A 26483-nucleotide genomic window follows, 5' to 3' on the forward strand; every position below is an offset into this window, starting at 1 on the left:
CCAAATTTGCTTGGTGACAATAGCGTTTTGGACCCACCTGACTCCATGCCGAACTCAGTAGTGAAACGAAACAGCGCCGATGATAGTGTAGCATTTGCTATGTGAAAGTAGGACATTACCAGGCTTCAAATTGTAGAGAGCCCGACTAGAAATAGTCGGGCTTTTTTACGTCTGCAGAAAAGTGAAATGTGCGCAATTAACACACTCATAGCAGCTTCATCACGTAGGTCGGGCAAGCATAGCGACTCCCGACGCAGAAATCACAACAAAACCCCCTCAATATCTCAGTCGGCCAATAAAGTAGCATTTGTTATGTGACTTTCTACCGCTGTGGGCACTACGACATCACAAGGCTTCAAATTGTAGAGAGCCCGACTAGAAATAGTCGGCTTTTTTACGTCTGCAGAAAAGTAAAATGTGCGCAATTAACACACTCATAGCAGCTTCATCACGTAGGTCGGGCGAGCGTAGCGACTCCCGACGTCAAAAGCATAAAATCTCCGCTCGACAATGAGTGGTAGCATTTGTACTATGGGTAAATAATACCAATTGGTTTAACATCTGACCTAATATAAAAGCGTTAATTATCTGGTCTTGTGATAAGTATTGAACATGACCTTTAAGCCTTTATATACGCTTTGGGTAGGTTACTGAAGAGAATAAAAATAGTTAGGCAGAGGTTGATACAGAGGTTTACGCATAGAACTTAAATCTAATGGGCATGAGGTTTTTAAATAATAGTGTTCATGGAGTGCCTATCTAAACTTGCAGTATTAACTAACCTTCATTAATTGTTTTATAGCCAGATAAGCGGTTAGGGGCTGCTTTAATTTCATATGTACTGAGCGTTATTAATTTTTAATCTTAAGATTAACGAAGGCCATATACTTTATATTAGAAAACTATCGACAAGACTTACTGAAAAGCAATTCATGTACCCTTCAACTAAAGTTTATTTTGTATTCTCTTGGTTCTAACTAACCACCTATATACACCGATAATGAACAATGCAGCAGATCCGAAGCCACTTAACACCCAAATGACTTTTAAAATGTTACCGCCAATACTGCCGTCATGTAGAGGGTGCATCCAGTTTTTTATTTTACTAGCCGTACTTTGCTTATCTATATTAAACACGCTCTCTAACTTTCCTGTAAGTGCATTAACCTCTATATAGCTATGTGGAAAGCGATATGAAGGATCGTTTACAGTTTGAAATCTTAATCTGTAAATAGCATTTAAGTTTGATGGTGTTTCAATCCAAGCTAAACGCGCATTCGGTAATGCTTTTTCAGCTATTAATACCGCTTGTGATAAAGGAATATCGGTTTGTTTGCTCGGTTGAATTTGTGTTTTTGGTGGGGAGTTTATATCGCTAACTAGAGCGGTTAATATAGGATCTGTTTGTTTTGGAATAGCGAGCATAACACCTGTAACAGTTAAAGCTAGTAGCGGTATGCAGAAGGTTAAACCAATTAGTTTATGCCAGTCGTATAGCAAACCTATTTTAGAGCTACGAGATTTAAATTTTAGTGCCTTTACCCACTGCCCAGGCTTTGGAAACCAAGCAAAGAATCCAGAGATAAGAAGAACTATTGAGGCTATGCCTATATAGCCAACAACGAGAGTGCCCGTTGCTCCTGTTAGTAATGAAAAATGTAAGTTGTACATCCAAATTACTAAGTATTTTCCCCAATAGTTTTTACGTATTACTTTATCACTACTGCTAGATAGCCATACCATTAATGGGGCAAAGCCTTGCTCTTTTGTTTCTATTGGACTGTAGTATCGCGCGGGAATTACTGAGTTTATACCTGTGTTTTCTAATCGCCATGGCCCTTGCTTTGAAGGGAAAGTAGCTCTTAGCGTATTATATGCTTGATCCCAATTAGGCGTTTTTATGTTTGTAGTAGCGTCATTTGCTGGATTTAGCAGTAAGTCTATTTGCGGATAGTAAACTAATATAGAGCCAGAAAGAGTGATAATAGTAAGTAAAACACCTACAGAAAGGCCTAAGTATAAATGTAACCGCCTGAATGTTTTTCGCCATGAAAGCTTTAGTGTCATTAATTAAATAGCCGTAATGAGTAATGCAGGTTTATTGGGCATTAAGGAATGATTAATTACGCGGTATATTATATGGTTTTTGATATGAGTTGTGCGGCATTTTGTCGCACTTAGTAAATTAGGTATTTAGAAAGTAAAACGCCAGCCCTTAGCTGGCGTTAGAATACAAGCTTGAAGCTTATTTAAGCTTTAGGCCCTGCATTTTTTATATCGTCTGATACGTCATACTTAGCAAAGTTTTCAGTGAAGTCAGCGGCAAGTTTTGCTGCATATTCATTGTACTTAGCTTTATCTTCCCACGTGTTGATAGGATTAAGTAAGTTAGTATCTACACCTGGAACTGCTACCGGTACATCTAGGTTTAAAACATCAATGTGCTGAGTTTCAACACCGGCTAATTTACCCGATACGATTGCATCAACTACTGCGCGAGTAGTCGGAATATCAAAGCGCTTACCTATGCCGTAAGGACCGCCAGTCCAACCTGTATTTACAAGGTATACTTTAGCGCCAAACTCGCGCACACGCTTCATAAGAAGCTCAGCGTAAACACCAGCAGGACGTGGGAAGAATGGCGCACCAAAGCAGGTTGAAAACGTTGATTCAATATCGCTAGTAGAGCCAATTTCAGTTGAGCCAACTTTAGCTGTGTATCCACTTAAAAAGTGAAAAGCAGCAGCTTCTTCGCTAAGAACAGATACCGGTGGTAATACACCGCTTACATCACAAGTTAAAAATACAACAGCTTTTGGTTCGCCTGCGCGGTTTTCTACTTTACGTTTTTCAACATGTTCAAGTGGATATGCTGCACGGCTATTTTGAGTAAGGCTAGTGTCGTTAAAATCTGGAACGCCTTTTTCATCTAGCACTACATTCTCTAAAATAGTACCAAAGCGAATTGCATTCCAAATTACAGGTTCGTTCTTTTGTGACAGGTCGATACATTTAGCATAGCAACCGCCTTCAATATTAAACACGCTTCCAGGTGCCCAACCGTGTTCGTCATCACCAATTAAAAAGCGAGTAGGATCTGCTGAAAGAGTTGTTTTGCCCGTACCAGATAAACCGAAGAATAATGCTGTATCGCCTGCTTCACCAACGTTAGCAGAACAGTGCATTGGTAATACACCTTTTGCTGGTAGTAGGAAGTTTTGTACAGAAAACATCGATTTTTTCATTTCACCGGCGTAGCGCATACCTGCTAGTAATACTTTACGCTGTGCAAAGTTAATAATAACGGTGCCATCGCTATTTGTGCCATCACGTTCCGGCTCACATACAAACGAAGGAACGTTCATTACTTGCCATTGTGGTACGTTTGAGGCGTTATAGTTTTGTGGTTCGATAAACATGTTTTTGGCAAAAATATGGTGCCACGCTGTTTCTGTAGTTACGACTACAGGTAGATAATGCTCAGGGTCAGCGCCAACTTCTAGGTGAGAGGTGAAGTGGTCATTACTTTGAACATGTGCTTCTACGCGAGCCCATAATGCGTCAAATTTTTCTGCATCAAATGGGCGGTTAACGTTGCCCCATTGAATGTCATCTTGAGTTGTTGCTTCTTGTACAATAAAACGATCTTTTGGTGAACGGCCAGTTCGTTTTCCTGTAATTGCAACAAAAGCACCATTTGCGGCTAAAGTACCTTCGCCACGGCGGATCGCATGCTCGACAAGTTCAGCTGCGGTTAAATCGACAAAACGTGTAGCGCCTGTAGTCATGTTTATACCTAACTATAATGTGTGAGAGTTTGAACGGGATAGCTCTGGGGTTATCAGTGCCCTTAAGCTGAAATTATAGTAACAGAAGGTTTTGAGATATTCGAGCCCGTAAAGCCTCTAAAAACACATATATTTGCTAAAAAACATGAATAATTTCAATGATACCGGTGTCAGTAAATTAACAAAATTCATGACACCGGTATCATCTTTTTATAATATAAAACCGCATATTTTGCGGCTTTAATTACTATATATAAATGAAGCTGAACAATTTAGTTGAAAATGCTTTTTATGTCTTGTTCGTTAAAAACATACTCTTTTAAACAGTAATGACAGTTAATGTTAACAGTCCCTTTCTCAGCTACATCTTTGAGTAGTTCTTCTTGTCCAATATTAACAAGTGCAGTAATTGTTTTATCACGACTACAACCACATTTGAATTTAATCGCTTGAGGTTCAAATACGCGAGGATTATCTTCGTGATAAAGACGTGTAAGAACAGTGTTCGCATCTAAGTGTAACAACTCTTCACTTTTAATCGTGTTACTTAATGCTTCTAGGTGTGCAAAGTCTTCAATTGATTTTTGTTTATCAACTGGGAGCACTTGTAAAAATAGACCACATGCTTTTGCGCTACCTTCAGTAGTGTCAGTTGCAAACCAAAGGCGTGTTTTTAGCTGCTCAGATTGCTCAAAGTAACTTTCGATACATTCACTAAGAGTATCATGCTCTAGCGGCACTATACCCTGGTAGCGCTCACCTTTTTCAGGGGTAATAGTGATTACCATATAGCCTTGGCCAATAAGCTCTTTTACAGTTGTGCCCGTAATTTCGCTTTGCAGGCGTGCAATGCCACGCATATTTTGTTTGTCATCACCATTTATAACAGCATATTTAACTGGGCCATCACCTTGAAGCTGTACAGCAATTTCACCTTCAAACTTTAAGGTGGCAGTAAGTAAACAGGTTGCAACGAGTAACTCACCAAGTAATGCTTTAACAGGGTCTGGGTAATTATGGTCGGCAATCATTTCATTATAAGCACTCTCGATTTGTACGAGTTCGCCACGAACATCTAGTTCGTTGAATAAATAACGGTGAAGTAAATCTTGTTGCATGAGCGGCTATACCTAACTTGATTTCATTTTTAAAAGTTCGCGTCTTTGCTTTTTATCCGGTTTTTTATCCGGATGGGGGGCAAAAAAGCTGTTATTTTTGCGTGCGATGCTGTTCTCTTCGCGTTTAGCAATACTGGCATCAGATTCTTGATACATGGTCTGTGCAATGGGGGCGCTTTGGCGTTTTTCAAGCACTGAGAGTATGGTTATCAGCTTTTCATCTACTCCTTGTGCAAGTTTTATGTTTGCGCCAACTTCTACTATTTTACTCGCTTTTGTACGTTGTCCATTATAATGCACTTTGCCGCCTTGTACCATTTCACGTGCAATAGCACGAGTTTTATAAAATCGCGCAGCCCATAACCATTTATCTAATCGAACTTTTAACCCATCTACAGGGTCTGAGCTGGTATTAGCATTACTTTTTTTACTCATAAGGCATTTCCCCACGTTTTTATAGCTTAAAATTTATCATGAAATCATCGTAGGATGAAGGTATTACAACAGCAGTTTACTTTCTGTACTGTTATGTAAAGTTGATTTAATCTGTTTACAAAGTTTAATATTAGTGTGCTTGTTGAAAGAAAAATGAAAGGGTACTATGGGTACGCGCTAACGCAGTAAATTAAAATAAGAACACTATTTATGGAACAGCAAATCCAACAACTAAAACAATTTTTAACTCGTTTACCGCATGCTAAGTTAAGTGCATTAGTGACACTCTTAGTTGTTGTTTATATTGCATTTTTATTATCAAAACTTGTTTGGCTTATGTGGCCAAAACCACCAATAACTCTGCTTACCCCTAGCCATCATGCTAATCAGTCATCTGGTGCGAGTAATAACTCTGCGCAGCATATTGTTGAGCAATTCTTATTTGGTAAAAAAACTGTAACAAACAACAATAATACTGCAAAGCAATCGCAGGTTATAAACAATGCGCCAGAAACACGCTTAAGTATAAATTTAACCGGTATTGTAGCGGTTAATAACGATGATAAAGCAGGTATCGCAATTATTGAATCACAAGGTAAGCAAGTAAGCTATCTTGTTGAAGAAGTTGTATTAGGCACGCGCGCTGAAGTAGCACAAATATTACCTGATCGTGTTATTTTGAATGTTAATGGGCGTTTTGAGACTTTGATGCTTGATGGACTCGATTTTAATAAAACGGTATCTATGCCAGTACTCGCTGCCCGTGATGATGCTGAAATGGGTCCGCAAAAATTAGAGCTAAGTGAACTACAAATAGATGCTACTGCAGATCCAGACGTTAAAGAAGCAATTATAGAAACACGTGGAGAACTGCTCGAAGAGCCAGGCAAATTATTTGACTATATACGTGTTTCACAAGCCATGAATGATGGCGAACTAATCGGATATCGTTTAAGTCCAGGTAAAGAGCCTGAACTATTTAAACAAATGGGATTAAAAAATAACGATTTGGCTATTTCTATAAATGGCTATCAATTAACAGATTTAAAACAGGCTATGTCAGCTATCAACGAGCTGCGTAATAGTACAGATGCCAATATCACTATAGAACGTGATGGTGAACAAATCGATGTGCAATTTAGTCTGCAATAATTTAGCTTTGGAGTTTTAATATAATGGTTCAGGTGCTACACCTCAAAAAAATTAAAAAAGGGTTAGCTAAGTACGCAGCACTTTTTTTGGCGGCAAGTATTTCTTTGTCTGTTTCTGCTGTTGAATATGCTGCTAACTTTAAAGGAACTGATATCAACGAGTTTATTAATATTGTTGGTAAAAACCTTAATAAAACAGTGATTATTGACCCTAACGTGCGCGGCAAAGTAAATGTTCGCAGCTATGAGTTAATGGACGAAGCACTTTATTATCAGTTCTTCTTAAATGTATTGGAAGTTTATGGCTACTCAGCTGTTGAAATGGACAATGGCATAATTAAGATAGAAAAAAGTTCAGACGCCAAAAAATCAAATGTACCACTTATTGACGAAGGTAGTGAAGCTAGCGGCGACATGATGATTACACGTGTTGTACGTGTTAAAAATGTAAGTGTACAAGAGCTTGGCCCTTTGGTTCGTCAATTTAGCGATCAAAAAGATGGTGGCCACGTTGCCAACTTTAATGCGGCTAACGTTATGATGCTAACGGGTCATGCAGCATCGGTTAATCGCTTAGTTGAGATCATTCGCTCTGTTGATCAGGCGGGTGACAAGCGTGTAGACATCGTTAAGCTTAAATATGCGACGGCAGATGATGTTGTCTCTGTGGTGGATAATATTTATAAAGACAGCGGTAAAGGCAGTGTACCTGAATTCTTAATTCCAAAAGTTGTGGCTGATGGCCGAACTAATAGCGTTATTGTAAGTGGTGAAGGCCAAGCACGTACACGTGCTATTGAACTAATTAAGCGCTTAGATGGTGAGCTAGAAAGCCAAGGTAATACTAAGGTGTTTTACCTAAATTATGCTAAAGCTGAAGATTTAGTCAAAGTATTGCAGGGTGTTAGTAAGTCACTTGTTGAAGATGCACAAGGCGGTACTACTAAAACTCGTAGCAGAAGCAATAATGAAAGCAGTATAGAGTCTCACCCAGACTCAAACTCATTAATTATCACCGCACAGCCAGACACAATGCGATCACTTGAATCTGTAATTGAACGCCTTGATATTCGCCGTGCCCAAGTACTGGTTGAAGCCATTATTATTGAAGTAATGGAAGGCGACGGGGTTAACTTAGGCCTGCAGTGGATTTCTGAGCAGGGCGGTATGCTGCAGTTTAACAACGGCACTACGGTTCCCGTGGGCTCGTTAGCTGTTGCTGCAGAGCAAGCACAAGATGTAACTGTTACTAAAAATATAATAGGAACAGAATCTGGTACTGTAACGCCATATACGGAAACAACAGAAGGTGACTATGGTCCATTAGCCTCCTTACTTAGTGGCATTAATGGTTTAGCGCTGGGCGTTGTTAAAAATGATTGGGGCGCAATTATTCAGGCTGTTGCCACTGATACAAATTCAAATATATTGGCTACCCCTTCTATTACTACAATGGATAACGAAGAAGCTTCTATTTTAGTCGGTCAAGAAGTGCCTATTATTACAGGCTCACAAACGGGCAGTAATAATGCTAACCCATTTCAAACAGTTGAGCGTCAAGAAGTCGGTATTAAACTGATAGTTACGCCACAGATTAACGATGGCTCTGCAGTACAACTTACTATTGAGCAAGAAGTATCGAGTGTAAGTGGTGCAACTGCTGTTGATATTTCAGTTAATAAACGTGCAATTAAAACAACGGTTATGGCCGATGATGGCGGTATGGTTGTACTTGGCGGTTTAATTGATGAAGACGTACAAGAAAGTGTTTCTAAGGTACCGTTATTAGGCGATATCCCTATTTTAGGTCACCTGTTTAGATCAACAAATACAACGCGCCGTAAGCGTAATCTTATTGTATTTATTCGCCCAACCATTATTCGTGATGGTGTAAGCATGAATAAGTTAAGCTTTAATAAATATAACTTTATTCGTGGTGAGCAGTTTAAACAAAAAGAAGATGGTATTGAGTTAATGCCAATGACAGATACGCCTATTTTACCTGAGTGGAATGACGAACTAGTACTTCCACCTACGTATGAAGAGTCTCTACGTAAACAAAATGCACAAGAGCGTAAAGATGACTAATGCGATTCAAGAGATAAACCAAGATGTGGTTCATCCTCAAACGCATAATCAGGATGAGCTATTAACGAGTGATGTGTTAGTTGAGTTACCAGCAAAGCGTTTGCCATTTTCCTATGCAAGACGCGCAGGTGTGTTGCTTGGTAAAAACAAAGATCATCGTATAGTTTACTACCGTGGTGAGCTAGATGTTGAAGTACTATTAGAAGTACGCCGTATTGCAGGCCATGGTTTTACACTTGAGCAATTGGATGATGATAAATTTGAGCTATTGCTTGAAGCGTCATACCAACGTGATAGCTCTGAAACGCAACAAATGATGGAAGATATTGGCAACGAGGTTGATTTATTCTCACTTGCTGATGAGCTCCCGCAAACTGAAGATTTACTTGCTGGTGACGATGATGCGCCAATCATCAAGCTTATTAATGCCATGCTAAGTGAAGCGATTAAAGAAGGGGCTTCTGATATTCATATCGAAACCTTCGAGCAAGAGCTTGTTATTCGCTTTAGGGTCGATGGCGTGCTTAAAGAAGTACTTAAGCCTAATCGTAAACTTGCATCGTTACTTGTATCTCGTATTAAAGTAATGGCTAAGCTTGATATAGCCGAAAAACGTATTCCACAAGATGGTCGTATTAGTTTACGTATTGCTGGGCGTGCAGTTGATGTGCGTGTATCTACAATGCCATCGAGCTTTGGTGAGCGCGTAGTACTGCGTTTACTTGACAAGAACAACGCGCGCTTAAACCTTGAAGATTTAGGTATGACCGCAGAAAATCGCGCTTTGTTTTCAGATTTAATTAGTAAACCCCACGGCATTATTTTGGTAACAGGGCCAACGGGTTCTGGTAAAAGTACCACTTTATACGCTGGTATGAGCCAAATTAACTCACGCGATCGTAATATTCTTACCGTTGAAGATCCGATAGAGTACGAAATTCCAGGCATTGGGCAAACACAAGTTAATGCAAAAGTTGATATGACATTTGCACGTGGTTTACGTGCAATATTACGTCAAGATCCTGATGTAGTAATGGTGGGTGAAATACGCGACCTTGAAACTGCGCAAATTGGTGTTCAAGCGTCACTTACCGGTCACCTTGTTATGTCTACTTTGCATACAAATACCGCATCGGGTGCAATTACACGTATGGAAGATATGGGTGTTGAACCCTTTTTACTTTCATCGTCGTTACTCGGTGTGTTATCGCAACGCTTAGTACGTACGTTATGTAATACCTGTAAAGAAGGTCACACGGCTGATGAGCATGAATGCCAGCTGTTAGGGGTTCCTTTTGAAAGCCAACCGACAATCTATCGAGCGGTGGGGTGTGAAGAGTGTAACTTTAATGGTTACCGTGGTCGTACAGGTATTCATGAGTTACTTGTAGTTGATGAAACCATACGCGAAATGATTCACAACGGTAAAGGCGAGCAAAGCGTAGAAAAATACATTCGTAAGCGCAGCCCAAGTATTCGCCAAGATGGGTGTAGCCGTGTACTGGCAGGCAAAACAACGCTTGAAGAAGTATTGCGTGTTACCCGTGAGGAAGGTTAACTATGGCGGCGTTTGAATATCGTGCCTTAGATGGTCGAGGTAAAGAAAAAAAAGGCATTTTAGAAGCCGACACAGCTAAACAAATCCGCCAAACTTTACGTGATCAAAAACTAACGCCGCTTGAAGTTGTTCCTGCGGCGCAAAGTGATAAACAGGTCAAAGGCGAAAAAGCCCCTTTACTCGGTGGCTTTTTTAAGCCGACAATTTCAACCTCAGACTTAGCATTAATTACAAGGCAATTAGCAACACTTATTCAATCGGCACTTCCTGTTGAAGGCGCTGTTATGGCAGTTGCTGAGCAATGCGAAAAGCCGCGTTTAAAGCGGATGCTTATGTCGGTACGCTCAAAAGTAGTTGAAGGTTACACCCTTGCCGATGGTCTTAGTGAGTTTCCTCATGTTTTTGACGATTTATATCGTGCAATGGTAGCCGCAGGCGAAAAGTCGGGTCACCTTGACCAAGTTCTTAATCGTTTAGCCGACTATACCGAGCAGCGCCAACATATGCGTAGCCAAATAACTCAGGCTATGGTTTACCCTATTATATTAGTGGTATTTGCAATTGGTATTGTGTCGGTATTACTGGGTACCGTAGTACCAAAAATATTAAAAACGTTTGAAAAAACGAAACAAGTACTTCCTTGGACAACCGAATGGGTTATGGCAGGCAGCCATTTTGTGCAAAATTATTGGTTTATTAGTTTAATAGCTATTACAGCTATAGCCATTGGTATTAAGCATGCACTTAAGCAGCCTAAAATACGTTTTTGGTGGGATGACCGAGTGCTACATATGCCAGGTATAGGTAAAGTGGCTCGTGGTATTAACACCGCACGTTTTGCGCGTACTTTAAGTATTTTATCGTCAAGCTCGGTACCATTACTTGAGGGAATGCGTATCTCTGGTGGCGTATTAATTAACGAAAAAATTAAAAAAGCGGTTGCAGATGCATCCGATAGAGTGAGTGAGGGTGCAAGCTTAAGAGCTGCACTTCAGCAAACTAAGTTGTTTCCACCAATGATGCTGCATATGATAGCAAGTGGTGAAAAATCAGGTGAACTAGAGCAAATGTTAGAGCGTGCTGCAAATAACCAAGATCGCGAATTTGAGAGCATGGTTAATGTATCGCTTAAACTACTAGAGCCTGCGATGATCGCCTCAATGGCGGTTATTGTATTATTTATAGTAATGGCAATATTGCAGCCAATAATGGCGATGAATAAAGCTGTTGGACTTTAAGTTAGAATAAATTTTTAAATATATTAGTGGTTTTACCTAAACCATTTTTACTTAATGTTTTTAGAATAATGAGGTAATTACGTGAATAAACAATCAGGTTTTTCTTTACTAGAAGTGATGGTGGTACTGGTTATCATCGGGATGATTATGTCAATTGTTGCACCTAACATTATGGGTCAGCAAGAAGAGGCTGCTATTGATAAAGCACATCTAGATATCCAGCAATTAGAAGATGCAATGAGCTTATACAAGCTTAAAAATAAGAGCTACCCAAGCACAGAGCAAGGTCTTGAAGCGCTAGTTACCCAAACAAGCATTGAACCGGTTCCAAAACGTTTCCCTGATGGTGGCTTTATTAATGAATTACCAGAAGATCCTTGGGGTAATACTTATCAGTTAATTAGCCCAGGTGAAATTGGCAAGTTTGATATTTTTTCTATGGGCCCAGACGGTGAAGCAGGTACTGATGACGATATCGGTAACTGGGACGAAGAAAAACAATAATGCCTAAGTACACCGTTCTGTATGAACATGTTAATGCTAGAGGCTTGCTATGACAGCAAGCCTTAAGCAGCGCCATGCAAAAAGCAGAGGCTTTAGTTTAATAGAAATTTTAGTGGTATTAGTGATCATCGCGTTTGCCACCAAAATGGTGGTATATAGCTTAGAAGGCGGTGCTGAGGAGGAGTTAGATACTCAAGCACTAAGGCTGCATACCACCATTAATATGGCATCGGAATTTGCTATTTTAAACCAAGTTGAATTGGGCTTATTAGTAGAAGAAAATACATTAGAGTATTTAGTTTTCGATGGTGAAAAATGGATTACTTTTGACCGTGAAGATCTTTTTAAACCAATAGAATTAGATGAAAGATTAAAGCTCACGCTTAACTTAGAAGATTTAGCGTGGGCGCAAGATAACCTCTTAGAGCAATCTAACTGGCGCGAGCTTATGAGTGGCGGCGATGAAGACAGTTTACTTGAGCTTAAAAAGTTAAAAATCCCACAAGTACTTATTTTGTCATCAGGTGAGGTAAGCGCGTTTCAACTTATATTAGAGTTAAAAGAGCAAAGCGAGCCTGTGTATTACATTGAAGGTGAATTTACTGCACCAGTAAACTTTCGCCGAGAGCCAGAATAATGAAGCGCACTAAAGGGTTTACCTTATTAGAGGTGTTAGTGGCATTAAGTATTTGTGCCATGGCGGGTATAGCTGCAATGCAAGCAACAAGCGAGCATATACACCACTTAACGACTATTGAAGAGCAAACCTATGCATCTTGGGTCGCCGAAAACGTTATTATTGAACAGCGTACTAAAGGCGAACAATGGCAAGGTAAAAATAACCTTAAAGGCAGCGAAGTAATGGGCGGTGTTGAATGGTTTTGGCAGCAAGAAGTTACAGCCACTGCTGACAAAAGCTTTGTAAAACTAACCATAAATGTTTTTACGGATGAAAAATATGAGCATTCAGCATATGAGTTATCAACGTATTTAAATAAAGGCAAAAAGTAAGTGAAGCAGCGCGGGTTTACATTACTTGAAGTTATGGTTGCACTGGGTATTTTAGCTTTTGTTATTATTGCTACTCATCAAATACTCGAGACGACAACAAGAGCAAAAGATGCCTCCGATGAAAAGATTGCTGAGCTAAATGGATTGCAAACAACATTTAGATTAATGGATCAAGATTTTAGCCAAATGACCAAACGCTCAGTTCGCAATGAGTCGGGTGATGTTCAAGAACAATATTTACTTGCTGGTCGTTACGTTTTAGAAAGCCAATACGATGGTATTGCGTTTGTACGAGATGGCTGGATAAATCCAATTAATTTATTGCCACGTTCAGAACTACAAGCCGTTGGTTATAGAGTGATAGACGATAACCTTGAGCGTGTTTATCGGGTTTATGTTGATCAGCTTGATAATATGGAACCGCGAGTTCAACGTGTACTAGAAAATGTTGAAGAACTTAAGTTTGAGTTTTTGGATGATAAAAACGAATGGCAAGAACAGTGGGAAATTAAAGCTCTCCCTAAAGCGGTTGCTGTTACGTTGCAACAAATAGAAGCAGAGCCAATTCGTCGTGTATTTTTAGTTCCTGGGCAAGGCAAAGTTGTTGCTACAAAAACTACGGATGTGAATAATGGTTAAGCAGCAATCATCGCGCGGCGCAGCACTTGTTATTGTTTTGTTTATTGTGGCATTAGCGGCTATTTTAGCAGTAGAAATGAGTGCTAATTTAATGGTTCAAGTGCAAAAAAGTACAAACTTGCAAGGTCACCAACAAGCTAAATGGTACGCCTACGGTGCAGAAGAGCTTGCTATTAAAGGGCTAATACAAAGTAAAAAAGATGATGCAGATAAAACAACACTCGATCAAGTGTGGGCAACTCAAGGAGATGCTTCATACCCTGTTGATAACGGCACGTTAAGTGGCAAAATTACAGATTTACAAGCATGTTTAAATTTAAATGCTTTAGCCATAGCGCCAGAAGAAAATAGCGCAAGTAAAACAAACCCTGCACACAAAGCACTCTTTGCATTACTTGAAAACATTGAAGATTTACCTGCTGACGAATCAGAAGAGACGATGGCAGATAGTGTATTTGATTGGCTTGATGAGAACAGTATTACGTATCGCTCAGGTGCAGAAGAAGACGAGTACTTATCACGAGATTTTCCGTATATGACAGCCAATAGTTTATTTGCATCAACATCGGAGCTGCGTTTAGTTAAGGGCTTTAACCCATTAGTGATGGAAAAAGTATTGCCATATGTATGTGTAATACCAGGCAGTACGCTTTTATCAATTAACGTAAATACATTATTGCCAGAGCAAGCGCTTATACTCAGTGCCTTGATAGAAAGCTTAAGCTTATCTGGCGCAGAAGCGGTGTTAGGCGCAAGACCGCAAACTGGATTTGACACCATCGATGAATTTTTTGAACAGGTGAAGCAGCAAGGCGGTACTAATACTGACTCAATAAAAAGTCTATTTAGTATTAAAAGCGAATATTTTAAATTACAAACGCAGGCAAACTTTGTCGACCTGCGTTTTTCGATGACCACATTACTGCACGCTAAAGACGGCGACGTAACGATACTGGCGCGAAAATTTGGAGGCGTACAGTGACAGAAATACTGTTGATCCGCACGGGTCAAACCGAACAAGAATTACTTAACTGGTTAATTTACTCACCACAAGAACAAGAAATAATAGCCAGTGGCGAGTTACCAAATGCAGAGCATTTAAGTGAGCTAAGCGAAAAAGCACTTACCCGAGAAGTTGTCGTGTTATTACCCAGTGACCAAGTGCAACTAAAAACGGTCGCTTTGCCAACAAAATGGAATCGCAAGCTTGAGCAAGCATTGCCATACATGCTTGAAGAAGATATAGCATGTGACGTAGATGAACTGTTTATAGCTGTAGCGCAGCCGACAATGCTTGGTGAGCAACATGCAATTCGTGTTGCAATGACAGACCGTGAATGGTTTGAACAATGGCTTGCATTATTTTCTGAGCATAATCTATTAGTATACAGAATATTACCCGATGCTTTGTTGTTACCGCTTGCAGATGATGGGGCCGTAACTGCTATTGAGCTCAACAACCAATGGTTGTTTAAGCAAGGGCAATGGCATATTGGTGCGGTTGAATCTAGTTGGTTAAATGGCTATTTAACAGCCATGGGTAACCCTGACATTAAACATTTTAGTCCTGCTAATCAGTTTCCTGAAAGCGTTAATTTACAAGCCCAAACGAGCGATTATGACTTACCTCTAGCATTATTTGCAAAACAGTTAGATAGCGTTAATTTTAACTTACGCCAAGGTATGTATCAGCTAAAAAAACAAAGCGCTTTGTGGTGGGGTTATTGGAAAGGCGCCGCGATTATAGCAAGTGTTGCATTGGTTTCTACAATTACAATAAAAGCTATTGAGTTACACCAACTTAATACACAAGTAGAAGTAGCTAAAGCTCAAGTAGTCGACAGATATCAAAAAGCATTTCCGGGAACTAAAGTTCGCCCCAATCTAATTAAAAGCCAAATTAAAGGCGCGTTAGATAAAATACAAGGCTCAAGTGAATCCGGCTTTTTAGACTTAACGACTAATTTGGTTGATGTATTTTCGCAAGTCAGCGAATTTACACCTGAAACACTTCGTTATGACAAACGTCGTAATGAGCTGCGCATTCGTGCACGGGCTAAAGACTTCCAAACTTTTGGTAAAGTAAAAATCATACTTGAAAAGCAAGGTTTAACTGTTGAGCAAGGGTCTTTAAATAATGACGGTGATTATGTCGTAGGTGAAATTAAACTGCGAGGTGCAGTATGAAAAAGCAGTTAATGAAACAGTGGCGTTCGCTTAAAGAGCAAGAACAACAATTAGTAATGGTCGCTGGTGGCGTGTTTATTATTTTTGTTTTAGTAATGGGAATATTTAGGCCATTAAATAACGCGATAGAAAAAGCACAGCAATCTCAAATTAAACAACAAGAGCTATTAGCTTGGGTTGATGACAGTATTGTTAAGCTAAAGGCTGCAGGCAACACCAGTGTTGCTAGCAATACAAACTTAAGCCAAGTGGTAAACTCAACTCGTGGACGCTATAAAATCAATATTAGTAAAATGCAGCCCAGTAGTGATTCTCTTCGTTTAACGCTCGACTCAGTAGAGTTTAATCAGTTAATAGAATGGCTAGATGAGCTAGTAAATCAACATGGTTTAAAAATTGAAAATTTAGATTTAAGTCGCGATGATAAATCAGGCTATGTGCGCGTAAGCCGTTTAGTATTAGAGAATTAATTAATGAAAAAAATAATAACGTTATCGGCTGTCTTTTTAATTAGTTTTATTGTGTTTTGTATTATTAAATTACCAGCCAGTATTGTGCTTGATATAGCTAAGCCGTATTTTCCAAAGCAATTAGAAGTTGGGCAAACTGTAGGTACTGTTTGGCAAGGTCAAATGATGCAAGTTCGTTTTGATGGTGAGCAGTTAAATAATGTGCGTTGGGATATTGCAGGCTGGAAATTATTTACAGGCAAACTAAATGCGAACATAAAATTTGGTAATCCACGAGAACGCAGTGATATTTCGGGTTACGCAGATGTAAGTTATGGGTTTTTTAATAAAAAAGTAATAGTGACTGATGCCCTAGTACGCTCCACTGTAGAGCGTGCAATGCAACGTGTGCAACTTCCTCTGCCTGTTACCGCTAAAGGGCGTGTGATTTTAGAGCTTGATGAATACAGCTCAGGTGCACCTTATTGTGATTCACTAAAAGGTGAAATAGCGAGTCCTGATATTGATGTTCAAGGTTTAAATGGATGGTTTAATATTGGACCTCTAACTGGTAAGTTAAGCTGTAAGTCGGGTGATGTTGCTATATTAATTGACCCAGATAATACGCTTGGCCTTGAGGCAGATGCTACACTTAAAGCTAATTTCGACTTTAGAGTGGCGGGTTATGTAAAACCAGATGCCAGCTTACCTAAAGATGTACATGATGCGGTTAAGTTTTTAGGCCGACCAGATAACCAAGGTCGCTACCCGCTCAACTTTTAATGTTTTAATATAAAGAGTTTTAATGCAAATACCCCAATTTACTGAGCTGCACGCAAAGCAGCTCAGCTCATTTTTAAATACCCAATCTCAAGCAATGACCCTTGTACAAAGCCAAGGCTATTTATTTGGTGTAATTTGTTCGCCCAACCCATTAGATGTACATGAGTGGCTTGAGCAGATATTGCCAAACACAGCTAATGATTTAGATGAAGAAATGCTTTTTTTGTTTATGGCGCTTTATCACAAAATTAGTGAGCAGGTGTTCGAAACTGGATATAAATTACCAGGCACATTTGATGCTGAATTTTGTAAGTCGTGGAGTAAAGGCTTCTTAGTTGCAACGAAAGCTTATGCAGAACCTTTGTTAAATGCACCGCAATTAGACGTTGATTTTAAACAAGCACTAGAAAGTGCGTTAAGCACACTAAGCTTTTTTGCACTCGACCAACTAGCAATAGCTCAGATTGCCAAACAAAATAACATGACAATAGAAGCTTTGTGTCAGTATCAGTATGAATCTATGGGTGACTTTGCATTAGGTTTTGCTGAACTAATTGAAGTGGTCGCAATTAATAGCGGCTTGATAACCGACGAGAGTTGGGAAGAGTAATTATTAATACTAGGCGCTTAGTTTAATCTAAGTGCCTAGCTCTAATATAATATCCGTACAGCCTTGTTTACACTTTACTATGCCTTTACCAGGCTCGCTGGTGGCTAAATCAAGTGTTAAAACCCCATTACACTTCTCACACTTTAATGTTTTGCCTTGCGCTAATTGCTTGAGCATATTGCGCTGCTTATGAAATGAGTCGCTTGCTTTTTTATTTAATCCTGAAAAATCCACTACTTTGCTCGCTTTTGTTCTAATGCTTCAGTCACTATTTTACATACCGTATTTAAACGGTCGTCATAAAAATAAAGGTTTAAGTCACGCTCACGACAATAGCGTAGGTGAAATAACTGAACAGAGTCATCTGTTGTAAACGTTTTTTCTACATACTCACCTTCAGATTCAGATAGTTTAAGTTGACTGCTGATCCTATTTTTCGCCATATTTGCAGCGGGGCTTCTGTTGACCTTGCTTGCATCACTTAAAAAGCCAATGCCTTCACCTAGTAACCTTTCGCGAGGTTCTTTTATAAGTGGGTGATCGATTGTAAAAAAGGCAAGGATCACAACTACCAAAATAATAAATTTTTTCATGGATACGTAAACCTTGATCTAAGTAGGGTTGAATTACCATGCAGTGTAATAAACTGCATTTTAAAAGCAAGTAACTGGGATGAATAAATTATTAGCAATCTATGCCAGTAATTTTAACCAACATTGTTATAATGGTTAACAGCAGTCAGATATTTCTGAAATATCTGAAAGTATTCGAGAAGGCAATTTATTAAAGTAAATATGCCTAGCAAGTAACTTGCTAACTTTAAGTATAGAGTACTTGAGTATTGCTGGATTTTTATTTCCAAGCGGCGTTGAGGAACTTCGATGGACAAGCAAATTAAAGTAAAGAATATCCCTGTAGAGGTGAAAATCCAAAAACCGGATTTAAGCCGTCAAGATGATAGGTTCAATCCCCGAAATCGTATTTATGTGCGTGCTGTAAAAGGCCTACATCAATTACTTAGACAGCGCATTGGCTTTTTAGGCCTGCTTGCGTTTATGTTACTACCTTGGATTAATTTTAATGGCCAGCAAGCTGTGCTGTTTGATCTAATTGGTCAAAAATACAATATTTTTGGTTTAACGCTATGGCCTCAAGATTTTACTATATTAGCGTTTATCTTTATGTTGGCAGCATTTGCGTTGTTTTTAGTGACCACCTTCTATGGACGGGTGTGGTGTGGCTATACATGTCCGCAAACTGTTTGGACTTTTATTTTTATTTGGTTCGAAGAAAAGCTTGAAGGCACGGCTAATCAACGTAAAAAACTCGATCAACGACCCATGAATTTTGATAAGTTTTGGCGTAAGACGGCAAAGCATACTAGTTGGGTATTGTTTTCGTTGTATACCGCAATTTCTTTTGTGGGTTATTTTACGCCAATAAGGGAGTTACTCCCTGACTTTGTAACGTTTGATGTAGGCGGTTATGCACTAGTCAGTATTATTTTCTTTGCAGCGTGTACTTATGGTAATGCCGGTTGGATGCGAGAAATTATGTGTTTACACATCTGTCCTTACTCTCGTTTTCAATCAGCTATGTTTGATAAAGACACATACACCGTAACGTACGACGAAAGCCGAGGTGAAAGCCGTGGTCCTCGTTCACGTAAAGTAGACCATAAAGATTTAGAACTAGGCGACTGTATAGACTGTAACTTGTGCGTTCAAGTGTGCCCAACAGGTATTGATATTAGAAATGGGCTACAAGCTGAGTGTATCAACTGTGGTGCATGTATTGATGCGTGTGATGGCGTAATGGATAAAATGGAATACCCGCGTGGGCTTATTTCATATACGACAGAGCGAAATCTCGAAACCCCAGAAAATAAAACAAATCCACTGCGAGCTAAAATTATTGGTTACACGGTCATACTTGTTGTGCTTACGGGAGCGCTTGTCGCTAATATAGCACTGCGTAAAACAATGGACTTTGATATTATTCGTGACCGAAACCAATTATATCGTGTCGATTTTGATGGTTTAGTAGAGAACACCTATACATTAAAGGTAATTAATAAAGCGCAGTACGAGCAAACCTTTAATATTAAAGTACAAGGGTTAGATAACTTTAAGTATATTGGTAAGCAGTCATTTACTGTGCAGGCAGGGGAATCTCATAACGTACCATTGTCACTTGTAATGGACCCTTATGATTTGAAGGCGCCGATGACTGAGTTTAACTTTGTGCTTTCACCGGTAGATGAGCCGGATGAGACAATATCGCAGTCGAGTAACTTTTTTAAAGCGCGATAATCGCAACTTACCTTAAATTAGGTAAATTGATATAGCAATTAACAAAAGCGGGTATATAACCCGCTTTTATTTTATATAAGAAGAGTATGAGTAAATTTAGTTTTATTGACTTAACACCTGATCTAATACTCGATGCAATAGAAAGCGTAGGTGTGTACGCCGAATCTGGTTTATTAGCGCTCAATAGCTATGAAAACAGAGTATACCAATTTAAAGCGGATGATGGCCTGCGTTACGTAGTGAAGTTTTATCGCCCAGAGCGATGGAGTAAAGAGCAAATTCAAGAAGAGCATGACTTTGCATTTGAACTAGCGGATGCAGAAGTACCCGTTGTTGCCCCTATTTTATATAATGGGCAAAGCTTGTTTGAACACGAAGGGTATTTGTTTGTGTTGTTTCCAAGTGTAGGCGGGCGTTTATTTGAGGTTGATAATTTAGATCAGCTTGATGTAATGGGGCGATTAATTGGCCGAATGCACCAAGTAGCTAAAACAAAACCTTTTACTTATAGGCCAACAGTTACCTGCGAGGAGTATTTGCATACAGCCAAAGTTCATCTTCAAAAAAGTAACTTAGTGCCCATGGGAATAAATACTGCGTTTTATACTATTTTAGATTTAGTGATAGAGCAGGCGCAAAAACAGTATAAAGATGTGCAAAGTATTCGCTTACATGGTGACTGCCACGTTGGTAATATTTTATGGGCAGGTGATGCGCTAATGTTTGTTGATTTAGATGACAGCCGCCAAGGTCCTGCAATCCAAGATTTATGGATGATGCTCAGTGGCGATAGAGCGACGCAACTGTTACAGTTAGACACCCTTGTAAATGCGTATGAAGAGTTTTGTGATTTTGATCACTCTCAACTCAAATTAATTGAACCGCTGCGAGCAATGCGTATTATTCATTATATGGGATGGGTAGCTAAACGATGGAGTGATCCTGCTTTTGTGCGGAACTTTACATGGTTTGCTGATGACAAATACTGGGAGCAACAAATTTTAGCACTGAAAGAGCAACTTGCAGCATTGCAAGAAGCACCGTTAAAGTTATTGCCGTAATATTTTATTTAAAGACAAGTACAACGAGATACAAATGCTTAAAAAATTAAAACTGAGTTTATTACTTTTATGTTTACCATTTGCAGCACTTGCTGCACAGTTTGAAGTTGATAATCAATACACTGTTATAGATGTAGACAAAAGCAAGTCACCGCAAGTAACCGAGTTTTTCTCATTTTACTGTCCACATTGCTTTAAGTTTGAACCAGTAGCAAAAGCAATTGAAAAAGGCTTGCCAGAAGGCGCTGAGTTTATTAAAAACCACGTGAACTTTTTAGGTGGCGTGTCGCCACAAGCACAAAGTAATTTAAGCTTTGCCTACTTAATTGCTAAGCAGCATGGTCAGGCTCAAAGTATTAGCGATCAAATTTTTAAAAGTATCCATGTTCAACGTGCACCATTAACTGAAATGAAAGACGTTAAAAAATTACTTGAAGTAAACGGTATTGATAGCGCAACGTTTGATCAAGAGATTGCAAGCATGCCAGTCATTTCAGCTGAGCAAGCAATGCAAGACAAACAAAATAAATATTCAAAATTAGGCGCACTTACAGGTGTACCTACTTTTATTGTTAACGATAAATATAAAATAAACCTCAACACCATCAAAAATCAAAAAGAACTTGATGAGTTAGTAGCGTTTTTATTAGCACTATAAATTTCGGAGTATAATAATGATTAAATTGGTTAAAGCAGGTTTGCTTGCAATATTACTGCCTATGGCAGCAACAAGTTTTGCAGCAACGTATGAAGAAGGCGTGCATTACGACGTAGTTTCTGAGCGTGCAACTAAAAAGCCAGAGGTTAAAGAGTTCTTCTCATTTTACTGCCCTGCATGTAATAACATGGAAGCACTAATTGGTGAGTTTAAGCCTAAGCTTGATAAAAACGTTAAATTTAAAAAGAGCCATGTTGATTTTGTAGGTGTACGTGACCCAGAAAACCAACAGATGATGAGCCAAGCACTGGCGACAGCTGAAGTGCTTCCACAAAAAGATCAGATTATTTCTGCAATCTTTAATCATATCCATACAAAGCGCGCTAAATTTAATGAGCTTGCAGATGTAAAAGATATATTTGTAGCGCAGGGCGTTGATGGTGATAAGTTTGATAAGCTGTTTAAAAGCTTCTCGGTACGTACGCTGAGCTCTAAAATGAAACGCGATCAAGACTACTTTAAAGAAAAAGGCGCACTACGTGGCGTACCTACCTTTATTGTAAATGGTAAGTACAAATTAAACCTAGGTCGTGAGTCGGGTATTACTAAACCTGAAGACATTAGCAAATTAATAAATTACTTAGCTAACAAGTAAGTTTAGCTAAAACAAAAAAAAGCTCCTTAAGGAGCTTTTTTTATGGGTAACGTTTACTGAACGTATTTATTTGCGCTGTAAGAAAACGCCCGACTCAATGTGATGCGTATAAGGGAACTGATCAAATATAGCAAAGCGCTTAACGTTATGCGTACGTGTTAAGTGATCAAGGTCACGCTCTAGGGTTTCAGGGTTGCACGATATATAAATTATGCTTTCGTAATTAGCCACTAAGTCACACGTTAATTCATCCATGCCCGCGCGTGGTGGATCAACTAATATGGTTTGGCAGTCATAGCTTTTTAAATCAATCCCTTCTAAACGCGAAAAAGTACGCTCGCCATTCATTGCTTGAGTAAACTCTTCACTCGACATACGAATAATATCTAAGTTTTCTACGTTGTTTTTAGCAATGTTGTATTGAGCAGAGTGAACAGATGATTTTGATATTTCCGTCGCTAATACTTTATTAAAAGAACCCGCTAATGCAATTGAAAAGTTACCGTTACCGCAATACAGTTCTAGTAAATCATTTTTAAGTGGTTTACATAAATCTTGTGCCCACTCCAGCATATGAATATTTACTTTTGCATTAGGCTGAGTAAAGCTATTTTCTACTTGTTGATATATAAGCTCTTGGCCATTAACTGTTAAAAGTTCAGTTACAAAGTCATCACCAAGTACTTCTTTTTGTTTGCGGGCACGGCCAATAAAGTCAATTTTGTATTTACTGCTAAGCTTTTCTTTAAGCGCTTTAATTTCACTTAACCATTCATCATCCAGTGGTTTGTGATAAAGCAAGCTTACTAAAATTTCACCGCTTAGCGTTGATAGGTAATCGATTTGAAATAACTTACGGCGTAATATTTCACAAGGCTTAAGATTTTCTATCATCACCTGCATTATTTCACCTACTAGAGGCGCTGCTGGGTCAAATGTATCAACACGGATTTTTTCTTTTGTTTGTTGATCAAACATAATGTGAAACAGATCGTCACCGTCGTGCCATACTCTAAATTCAGCACGTTGGCGGTAGTTAGTTGGCTCTGAGCTAAATACTTCTAGTTGCTCCACACCAAAACGTTGGAACTGTGCACTAATACGCAGCTCTTTTTCACTTAACTGCGCTTGGTACTGTGTGGTATCTATTTTAATAACTGCCATTAACGCTACTACCTTATCTAAGATCTGTTTATCGGCGCTATTGTAGGGAGCGCTGCGTATTTGTCTAGTTTTGGCTAGCATTTATGCTGTTTTATTGAACATTGTACTTTAGTTTTTGTTGTTATAGCCGATAATAAACTACGCACGCTTAGGAGACGAATCATGAAAATAGGTAATTATGGCTTTACGCCAAATAACAACATCAATAAATTCAATAATAAAGCTGATATACAGCAACCTACAATTACGTCTCCTCAAGATAGCTATCAACAACGAGGCCGAGAGTTGGCCGCAAAGGTGCTTGGCGATAAAATGGCTGAGCAGCTTGGATTGCCTATCGCAGAAAAAAAAGCAGATAAACCACTATTTGATTTTGATGAAATAGTAAAAAACGTACTCGATTTTGTAAGTAGTGCTGTTAATAAAGCAAAAGCTAACGGCGCTGATGACGAAAAGCTCAAAGATATGTTAGGCGATGCGCGCAAAGGCGTCCAAATAGGGATTGACGACGCTGTTGATGAACTCAAAGGTACAGGCGTATTTAATGATGACATGGAAGAGGGCATTAATAAGTCCAAAGAGGGAATTTACAATGGGCTGGATAAGTTTGAAGAGTCGTTATTTAACCCACAACCTGCCAGCGTAAATATAAGCCAGGCCCAATACGTCAGTATGACGAGTAATGCAGAGTATAAATTTACTACCGCAGAAGGCGATGAGGTAAGTATTAGCTTTGCTGATGCATTTGAATCTCAATCGGCAAGTGGCTATCAGCAAAATAGTAATAGTGAGTCGTTTGCAAGCTCATCATCGCAATCTCGACAGGTATCATTTTCGATGTCGGTAAATGGTGACTTAAACGAGCAAGAGCAAGAAGCTATTAATGCGATGATGGAAGACTTACAAGATTTAAGTAAAACCTTTTTTGGTGGTGATTTAGATGAAGCATTTGAACAAGCGCAAGAGCTGAGTTTGGACAGCGATCAGCTGGTGGCTTTTTCTATGGATTTACGCCAAACAAAAACAATAGCAACAGTTAAAAGCTATGAAGAATATAAACCAGCACCAGAAAAACAAGTAGCAGAGGGTTTAGCCCCTTTTAATGACGACCTTAAAAATGCTTTTGAAAAAGCGGGTGAGCTTGGATTACAAAATCAGCTAGCTGGCATTCTCCAATGGTTAAATCAAGATCAGGAACAAATAGATAAGTTAGTAGATTATACAAAGTCTATGTTCGAAAACCTTAATCAGTTAAATTCAGCAGCCGACAGGCTTACTGATTTAGAAACCGCGCAAAGTTAAACTACTTTCTTTTATAAAAACCTCATGGCAAACTGCCGATCTTAAAGTAAAGTAGGAACGGTAGTTTGTCAGCGCATATAATGGTCTTTGATTCAGGTATTGGTGGAACTACTGTACTTGAACATATCAAGCAAAGTATCCCCAATGCTCAGTACAGCTATTTTATGGATAATGCATTACTACCTTATGGTGCTCAATCCCAACAAACTATAATTAACCGATTATGTTCACTCATTCATTTCATCAAAGCCAACACGCTTAACGTCGATTTAATTGTAATAGCGTGTAATACAGCTTCTACATCTGCACTCAGCGCTGTTCGCCAAATTACGGATATTCCTATTGTAGGTGTTGTGCCAGCAATAAAGCCTGCGGCAGAATTAACACACTCAAATCATATTGGCTTGTTAGCCACACCGGCAACGGTCGCCAGTTCATACACAAAAACATTAATTGCTGAACATGCACGTAATGTGATCGTTAATCTGTATAGCAGTGTTGAATTAGTAACGTTAGCTGAGGAATGCTTTTTTACAGGCTCTTTAGATACAAATAAGTTGTATCAAGTACTTGATGAACTACATATAGATAAAACAATAGATGTACTTGTACTAGGGTGTACGCACTTTCCGATATTAGCAGAGCCGATTAGTCAGTATTTTGAAGGGAATGTAAAATTACTTGATTCAGGTGTAGCGATAGCAAATAGAGTCAACTTCCTACTTAACCAACTTAACTTATGTGTGGATAAACAAACAGACATAAAAAAGCCGCTGCAATATTATGCAACGGCTGATGTGTTTAGCAATAAGCTAGCGGTAAAGCTAGTTACACTGACTGATCCGTCTCAGTACGTAGAGCATTAGAATCATCTTCTTGTTTTTGTTTTGCTTCACGTACCTTTAAAGTACGTTGTTGGAACTCGCTATCGTTCAAGTTAGCAATTGCATTGTCTGCATCAGCTTGCGCCATTTCAACAAAACCAAAGCCACGACGTTTGCCAGTATTCTTATCCTTTAATAAACGAACATTGAATACTTTGCCTTGTTCTTCAAATAATGCACGAACCACACCTTCGTTTGCACGATAAGGAAGGTTACCAACATAAAGCGTTTTTGTTTTAACTTCAGCTTCTTCAGTCACATCAGATGATATTGCAGCAATAGCAATCGCACCTATTAATAAACCAGCACCAAATAGTAATGCAGGGTTTAAAGCTAAGCCGCCTAAAGCAAACTCAACAACAACAAAACCAACTACAGCAAGAATAACAGAGAAGATAAAAGATTTTTGATCGGGTAATTTCATTTTAGATCTACCAATAAACAGGAAATAAACATTAATTTAACATTGTGAACTTGCTATCTTAACGCCTAAATCAAACATAGCAATGATATTTGTATTAAATAATAAATAAGAGCATAAAAAAGCATCATCTTAGACGGGTTTTCATGCGGTTTTACGTGGTTTTGTTCTATTTTTGTTCGAACAGTAAAAAGATCTAAAAAAAGGGTTGATCTGTTTTTGGATCTCCCTATAATGCGACCCCACTGAGACGGGAAACGCCAAAGCATAGCGAGGCACGAACTACTCAGAGAGTTAAATAAAACTTCGGTTTTAAATCTTCTAAAAAGAAAGTTTAAAACTAAGTGTTGACTCGAAAAATAAAGGGTGTATTATTCGCATCCCTTGAGACGCTAAAGCGACTCAAAACGTTCTTTAACAATATAAAGCAATCATCTGTGTGGGCACTCGTACAGATTGAGTTCTAA

General features: G+C 39.0%; 27 protein-coding genes and 1 rRNA gene. 20 read left to right on the forward strand and 8 right to left on the reverse strand.

The genetic code is table 11. From position 1 onward, the window contains the following. Positions 1 to 9 precede the first annotated feature (9 nt). Positions 10 to 124, forward strand: a 5S ribosomal RNA gene (gene rrf / locus H5120_RS19415). A gap of 821 nt (positions 125 to 945) precedes the next feature. Here the strand turns inward: rrf and H5120_RS19420 are convergent. The 4 genes from H5120_RS19420 to hslR form a co-directional block, all read right to left on the reverse strand. After that, the gene (locus H5120_RS19420; RefSeq protein ID WP_182675804.1) at positions 946 to 2067 is read right to left on the reverse strand and encodes a PepSY domain-containing protein; all 1122 of its coding nucleotides are present in this window, start codon (positions 2065 to 2067) and stop codon (positions 946 to 948) included. Positions 2068 to 2249: 182 nt separating this feature from the next. Continuing rightward, the gene (locus H5120_RS19425) at positions 2250 to 3788 is read right to left on the reverse strand and encodes a phosphoenolpyruvate carboxykinase (protein WP_182675805.1); all 1539 of its coding nucleotides are present in this window, start codon (positions 3786 to 3788) and stop codon (positions 2250 to 2252) included. Positions 3789 to 4060: 272 nt separating this feature from the next. Beyond that, complete coding sequence (gene hslO / locus H5120_RS19430; RefSeq protein WP_182675806.1) at positions 4061 to 4906, reverse strand: Hsp33 family molecular chaperone HslO; 846 nt, start codon at positions 4904 to 4906, stop codon at positions 4061 to 4063. A 12-nt stretch (positions 4907 to 4918) separates the two neighbouring features. Continuing rightward, a complete protein-coding gene (gene hslR / locus H5120_RS19435) occupies positions 4919 to 5341 on the reverse strand; it encodes a ribosome-associated heat shock protein Hsp15 (protein ID WP_182675807.1) in 423 nt (140 codons plus the stop codon). Positions 5342 to 5551: 210 nt separating this feature from the next. Between hslR and gspC the strand changes: the two genes are divergently transcribed. The 13 genes from gspC (at position 5552) to H5120_RS19500 (ending at position 17559) form a co-directional block, all read left to right on the forward strand. Further along, positions 5552 to 6493, forward strand: coding sequence for a type II secretion system protein GspC (gspC, locus tag H5120_RS19440; protein ID WP_182675808.1), 942 nt, complete (start codon positions 5552 to 5554; stop codon positions 6491 to 6493). Between the two features lie 23 nt (positions 6494 to 6516). After that, entirely contained in the window at positions 6517 to 8580 is a 2064-nt protein-coding gene (gene gspD / locus H5120_RS19445) for a type II secretion system secretin GspD (RefSeq protein ID WP_002962030.1), read from the forward strand. Further along, entirely contained in the window at positions 8573 to 10138 is a 1566-nt protein-coding gene (gene gspE, locus H5120_RS19450) for a type II secretion system ATPase GspE (protein ID WP_002962032.1), read from the forward strand. Before gspD ends, gspE begins: the two co-directional genes overlap by 8 nt. Before the next feature lie 2 nt (positions 10139 to 10140). Further along, positions 10141 to 11376, forward strand: a complete 1236-nt coding sequence (gene gspF, locus H5120_RS19455; RefSeq protein ID WP_002962033.1) for a type II secretion system inner membrane protein GspF — start codon at positions 10141 to 10143, stop codon at positions 11374 to 11376. Between the two features lie 81 nt (positions 11377 to 11457). Continuing rightward, positions 11458 to 11880, forward strand: coding sequence for a type II secretion system major pseudopilin GspG (gspG, locus tag H5120_RS19460; protein WP_002962036.1), 423 nt, complete (start codon positions 11458 to 11460; stop codon positions 11878 to 11880). 49 nt (positions 11881 to 11929) lie between these two features. Further along, positions 11930 to 12517 carry a Tfp pilus assembly protein FimT/FimU gene (locus H5120_RS19465; protein ID WP_024596389.1) on the forward strand — a complete coding sequence of 196 codons (588 nt, stop codon included), beginning with the start codon at positions 11930 to 11932 and terminating at the stop codon, positions 12515 to 12517. Next, a complete protein-coding gene (gene gspI, locus H5120_RS19470; RefSeq protein ID WP_002962039.1) occupies positions 12517 to 12891 on the forward strand; it encodes a type II secretion system minor pseudopilin GspI in 375 nt (124 codons plus the stop codon). The genes H5120_RS19465 and gspI overlap by 1 nt, the downstream gene beginning before the upstream one ends. Beyond that, positions 12892 to 13530, forward strand: coding sequence for a type II secretion system minor pseudopilin GspJ (gene gspJ, locus H5120_RS19475; RefSeq protein ID WP_182675809.1), 639 nt, complete (start codon positions 12892 to 12894; stop codon positions 13528 to 13530). It begins immediately after the preceding gene. Continuing rightward, positions 13523 to 14512: a type II secretion system minor pseudopilin GspK gene (gene gspK / locus H5120_RS19480; protein ID WP_024596391.1), complete on the forward strand. Its 990-nt coding sequence runs from the start codon at positions 13523 to 13525 to the stop codon at positions 14510 to 14512. The genes gspJ and gspK overlap by 8 nt, the downstream gene beginning before the upstream one ends. Next, on the forward strand, positions 14509 to 15717 hold the full coding sequence (gene gspL, locus H5120_RS19485; RefSeq protein ID WP_182675810.1) for a type II secretion system protein GspL: 1209 nt from the start codon (positions 14509 to 14511) through the stop codon (positions 15715 to 15717). The genes gspK and gspL overlap by 4 nt, the downstream gene beginning before the upstream one ends. Then, entirely contained in the window at positions 15714 to 16187 is a 474-nt protein-coding gene (gene gspM, locus H5120_RS19490; protein WP_024596393.1) for a type II secretion system protein GspM, read from the forward strand. Before gspL ends, gspM begins: the two co-directional genes overlap by 4 nt. Positions 16188 to 16190: 3 nt before the next feature. Further along, entirely contained in the window at positions 16191 to 16949 is a 759-nt protein-coding gene (locus H5120_RS19495) for a type II secretion system protein N (protein ID WP_182675811.1), read from the forward strand. 22 nt (positions 16950 to 16971) lie between these two features. Continuing rightward, positions 16972 to 17559 (forward strand): UPF0149 family protein, encoded by a 588-nt coding sequence (locus tag H5120_RS19500; RefSeq protein WP_182675812.1) that lies wholly within the window; start codon positions 16972 to 16974, stop codon positions 17557 to 17559. A 27-nt stretch (positions 17560 to 17586) separates the two neighbouring features. Here the strand turns inward: H5120_RS19500 and H5120_RS19505 are convergent, their stop codons facing one another. Beyond that, entirely contained in the window at positions 17587 to 17793 is a 207-nt protein-coding gene (locus H5120_RS19505; RefSeq protein ID WP_002962050.1) for a hypothetical protein, read from the reverse strand. Beyond that, entirely contained in the window at positions 17793 to 18152 is a 360-nt protein-coding gene (locus H5120_RS19510; protein ID WP_002962051.1) for a hypothetical protein, read from the reverse strand. Before H5120_RS19510 ends, H5120_RS19505 begins: the two co-directional genes overlap by 1 nt. Positions 18153 to 18440: 288 nt before the next feature. On the opposite strand from H5120_RS19510, the gene ccoG reads away from it, so the two are divergent. The 4 genes from ccoG (at position 18441) to H5120_RS19530 (ending at position 22245) form a co-directional block, all read left to right on the forward strand. Then, entirely contained in the window at positions 18441 to 19871 is a 1431-nt protein-coding gene (gene ccoG / locus H5120_RS19515; RefSeq protein WP_002962052.1) for a cytochrome c oxidase accessory protein CcoG, read from the forward strand. A gap of 86 nt (positions 19872 to 19957) precedes the next feature. Next, the gene (locus H5120_RS19520; protein WP_024596396.1) at positions 19958 to 20932 is read left to right on the forward strand and encodes a serine/threonine protein kinase; all 975 of its coding nucleotides are present in this window, start codon (positions 19958 to 19960) and stop codon (positions 20930 to 20932) included. Positions 20933 to 20966: 34 nt separating this feature from the next. After that, positions 20967 to 21590: a thiol:disulfide interchange protein DsbA/DsbL gene (locus H5120_RS19525; protein ID WP_149594832.1), complete on the forward strand. Its 624-nt coding sequence runs from the start codon at positions 20967 to 20969 to the stop codon at positions 21588 to 21590. A 16-nt stretch (positions 21591 to 21606) separates the two neighbouring features. Further along, positions 21607 to 22245: a thiol:disulfide interchange protein DsbA/DsbL gene (locus tag H5120_RS19530; protein ID WP_002962055.1), complete on the forward strand. Its 639-nt coding sequence runs from the start codon at positions 21607 to 21609 to the stop codon at positions 22243 to 22245. A gap of 66 nt (positions 22246 to 22311) precedes the next feature. Here H5120_RS19530 and trmA read toward each other — a convergent pair whose 3' ends face one another. Beyond that, positions 22312 to 23409 (reverse strand): tRNA (uridine(54)-C5)-methyltransferase TrmA, encoded by a 1098-nt coding sequence (gene trmA, locus H5120_RS19535; RefSeq protein ID WP_182675813.1) that lies wholly within the window; start codon positions 23407 to 23409, stop codon positions 22312 to 22314. 162 nt (positions 23410 to 23571) lie between these two features. On the opposite strand from trmA, the gene H5120_RS19540 reads away from it, so the two are divergent. Both H5120_RS19540 and murI read left to right on the forward strand, forming a co-directional pair. Continuing rightward, positions 23572 to 24711: a DUF5610 domain-containing protein gene (locus tag H5120_RS19540; protein ID WP_182675814.1), complete on the forward strand. Its 1140-nt coding sequence runs from the start codon at positions 23572 to 23574 to the stop codon at positions 24709 to 24711. Positions 24712 to 24776: 65 nt separating this feature from the next. Beyond that, positions 24777 to 25577, forward strand: coding sequence for a glutamate racemase (murI, locus tag H5120_RS19545; RefSeq protein WP_182675815.1), 801 nt, complete (start codon positions 24777 to 24779; stop codon positions 25575 to 25577). Here murI and H5120_RS19550 read toward each other — a convergent pair. After that, positions 25540 to 26019 (reverse strand): RNA-binding protein, encoded by a 480-nt coding sequence (locus tag H5120_RS19550; protein ID WP_024596401.1) that lies wholly within the window; start codon positions 26017 to 26019, stop codon positions 25540 to 25542. The two genes, murI and H5120_RS19550, sit on opposite strands and share 38 nt — an antisense overlap. Positions 26020 to 26483 lie beyond the last annotated feature (464 nt).

Source organism: Pseudoalteromonas sp. SR43-2 (assembly GCF_014163885.1).
Taxonomy (GTDB): domain Bacteria; phylum Pseudomonadota; class Gammaproteobacteria; order Enterobacterales; family Alteromonadaceae; genus Pseudoalteromonas; species Pseudoalteromonas distincta.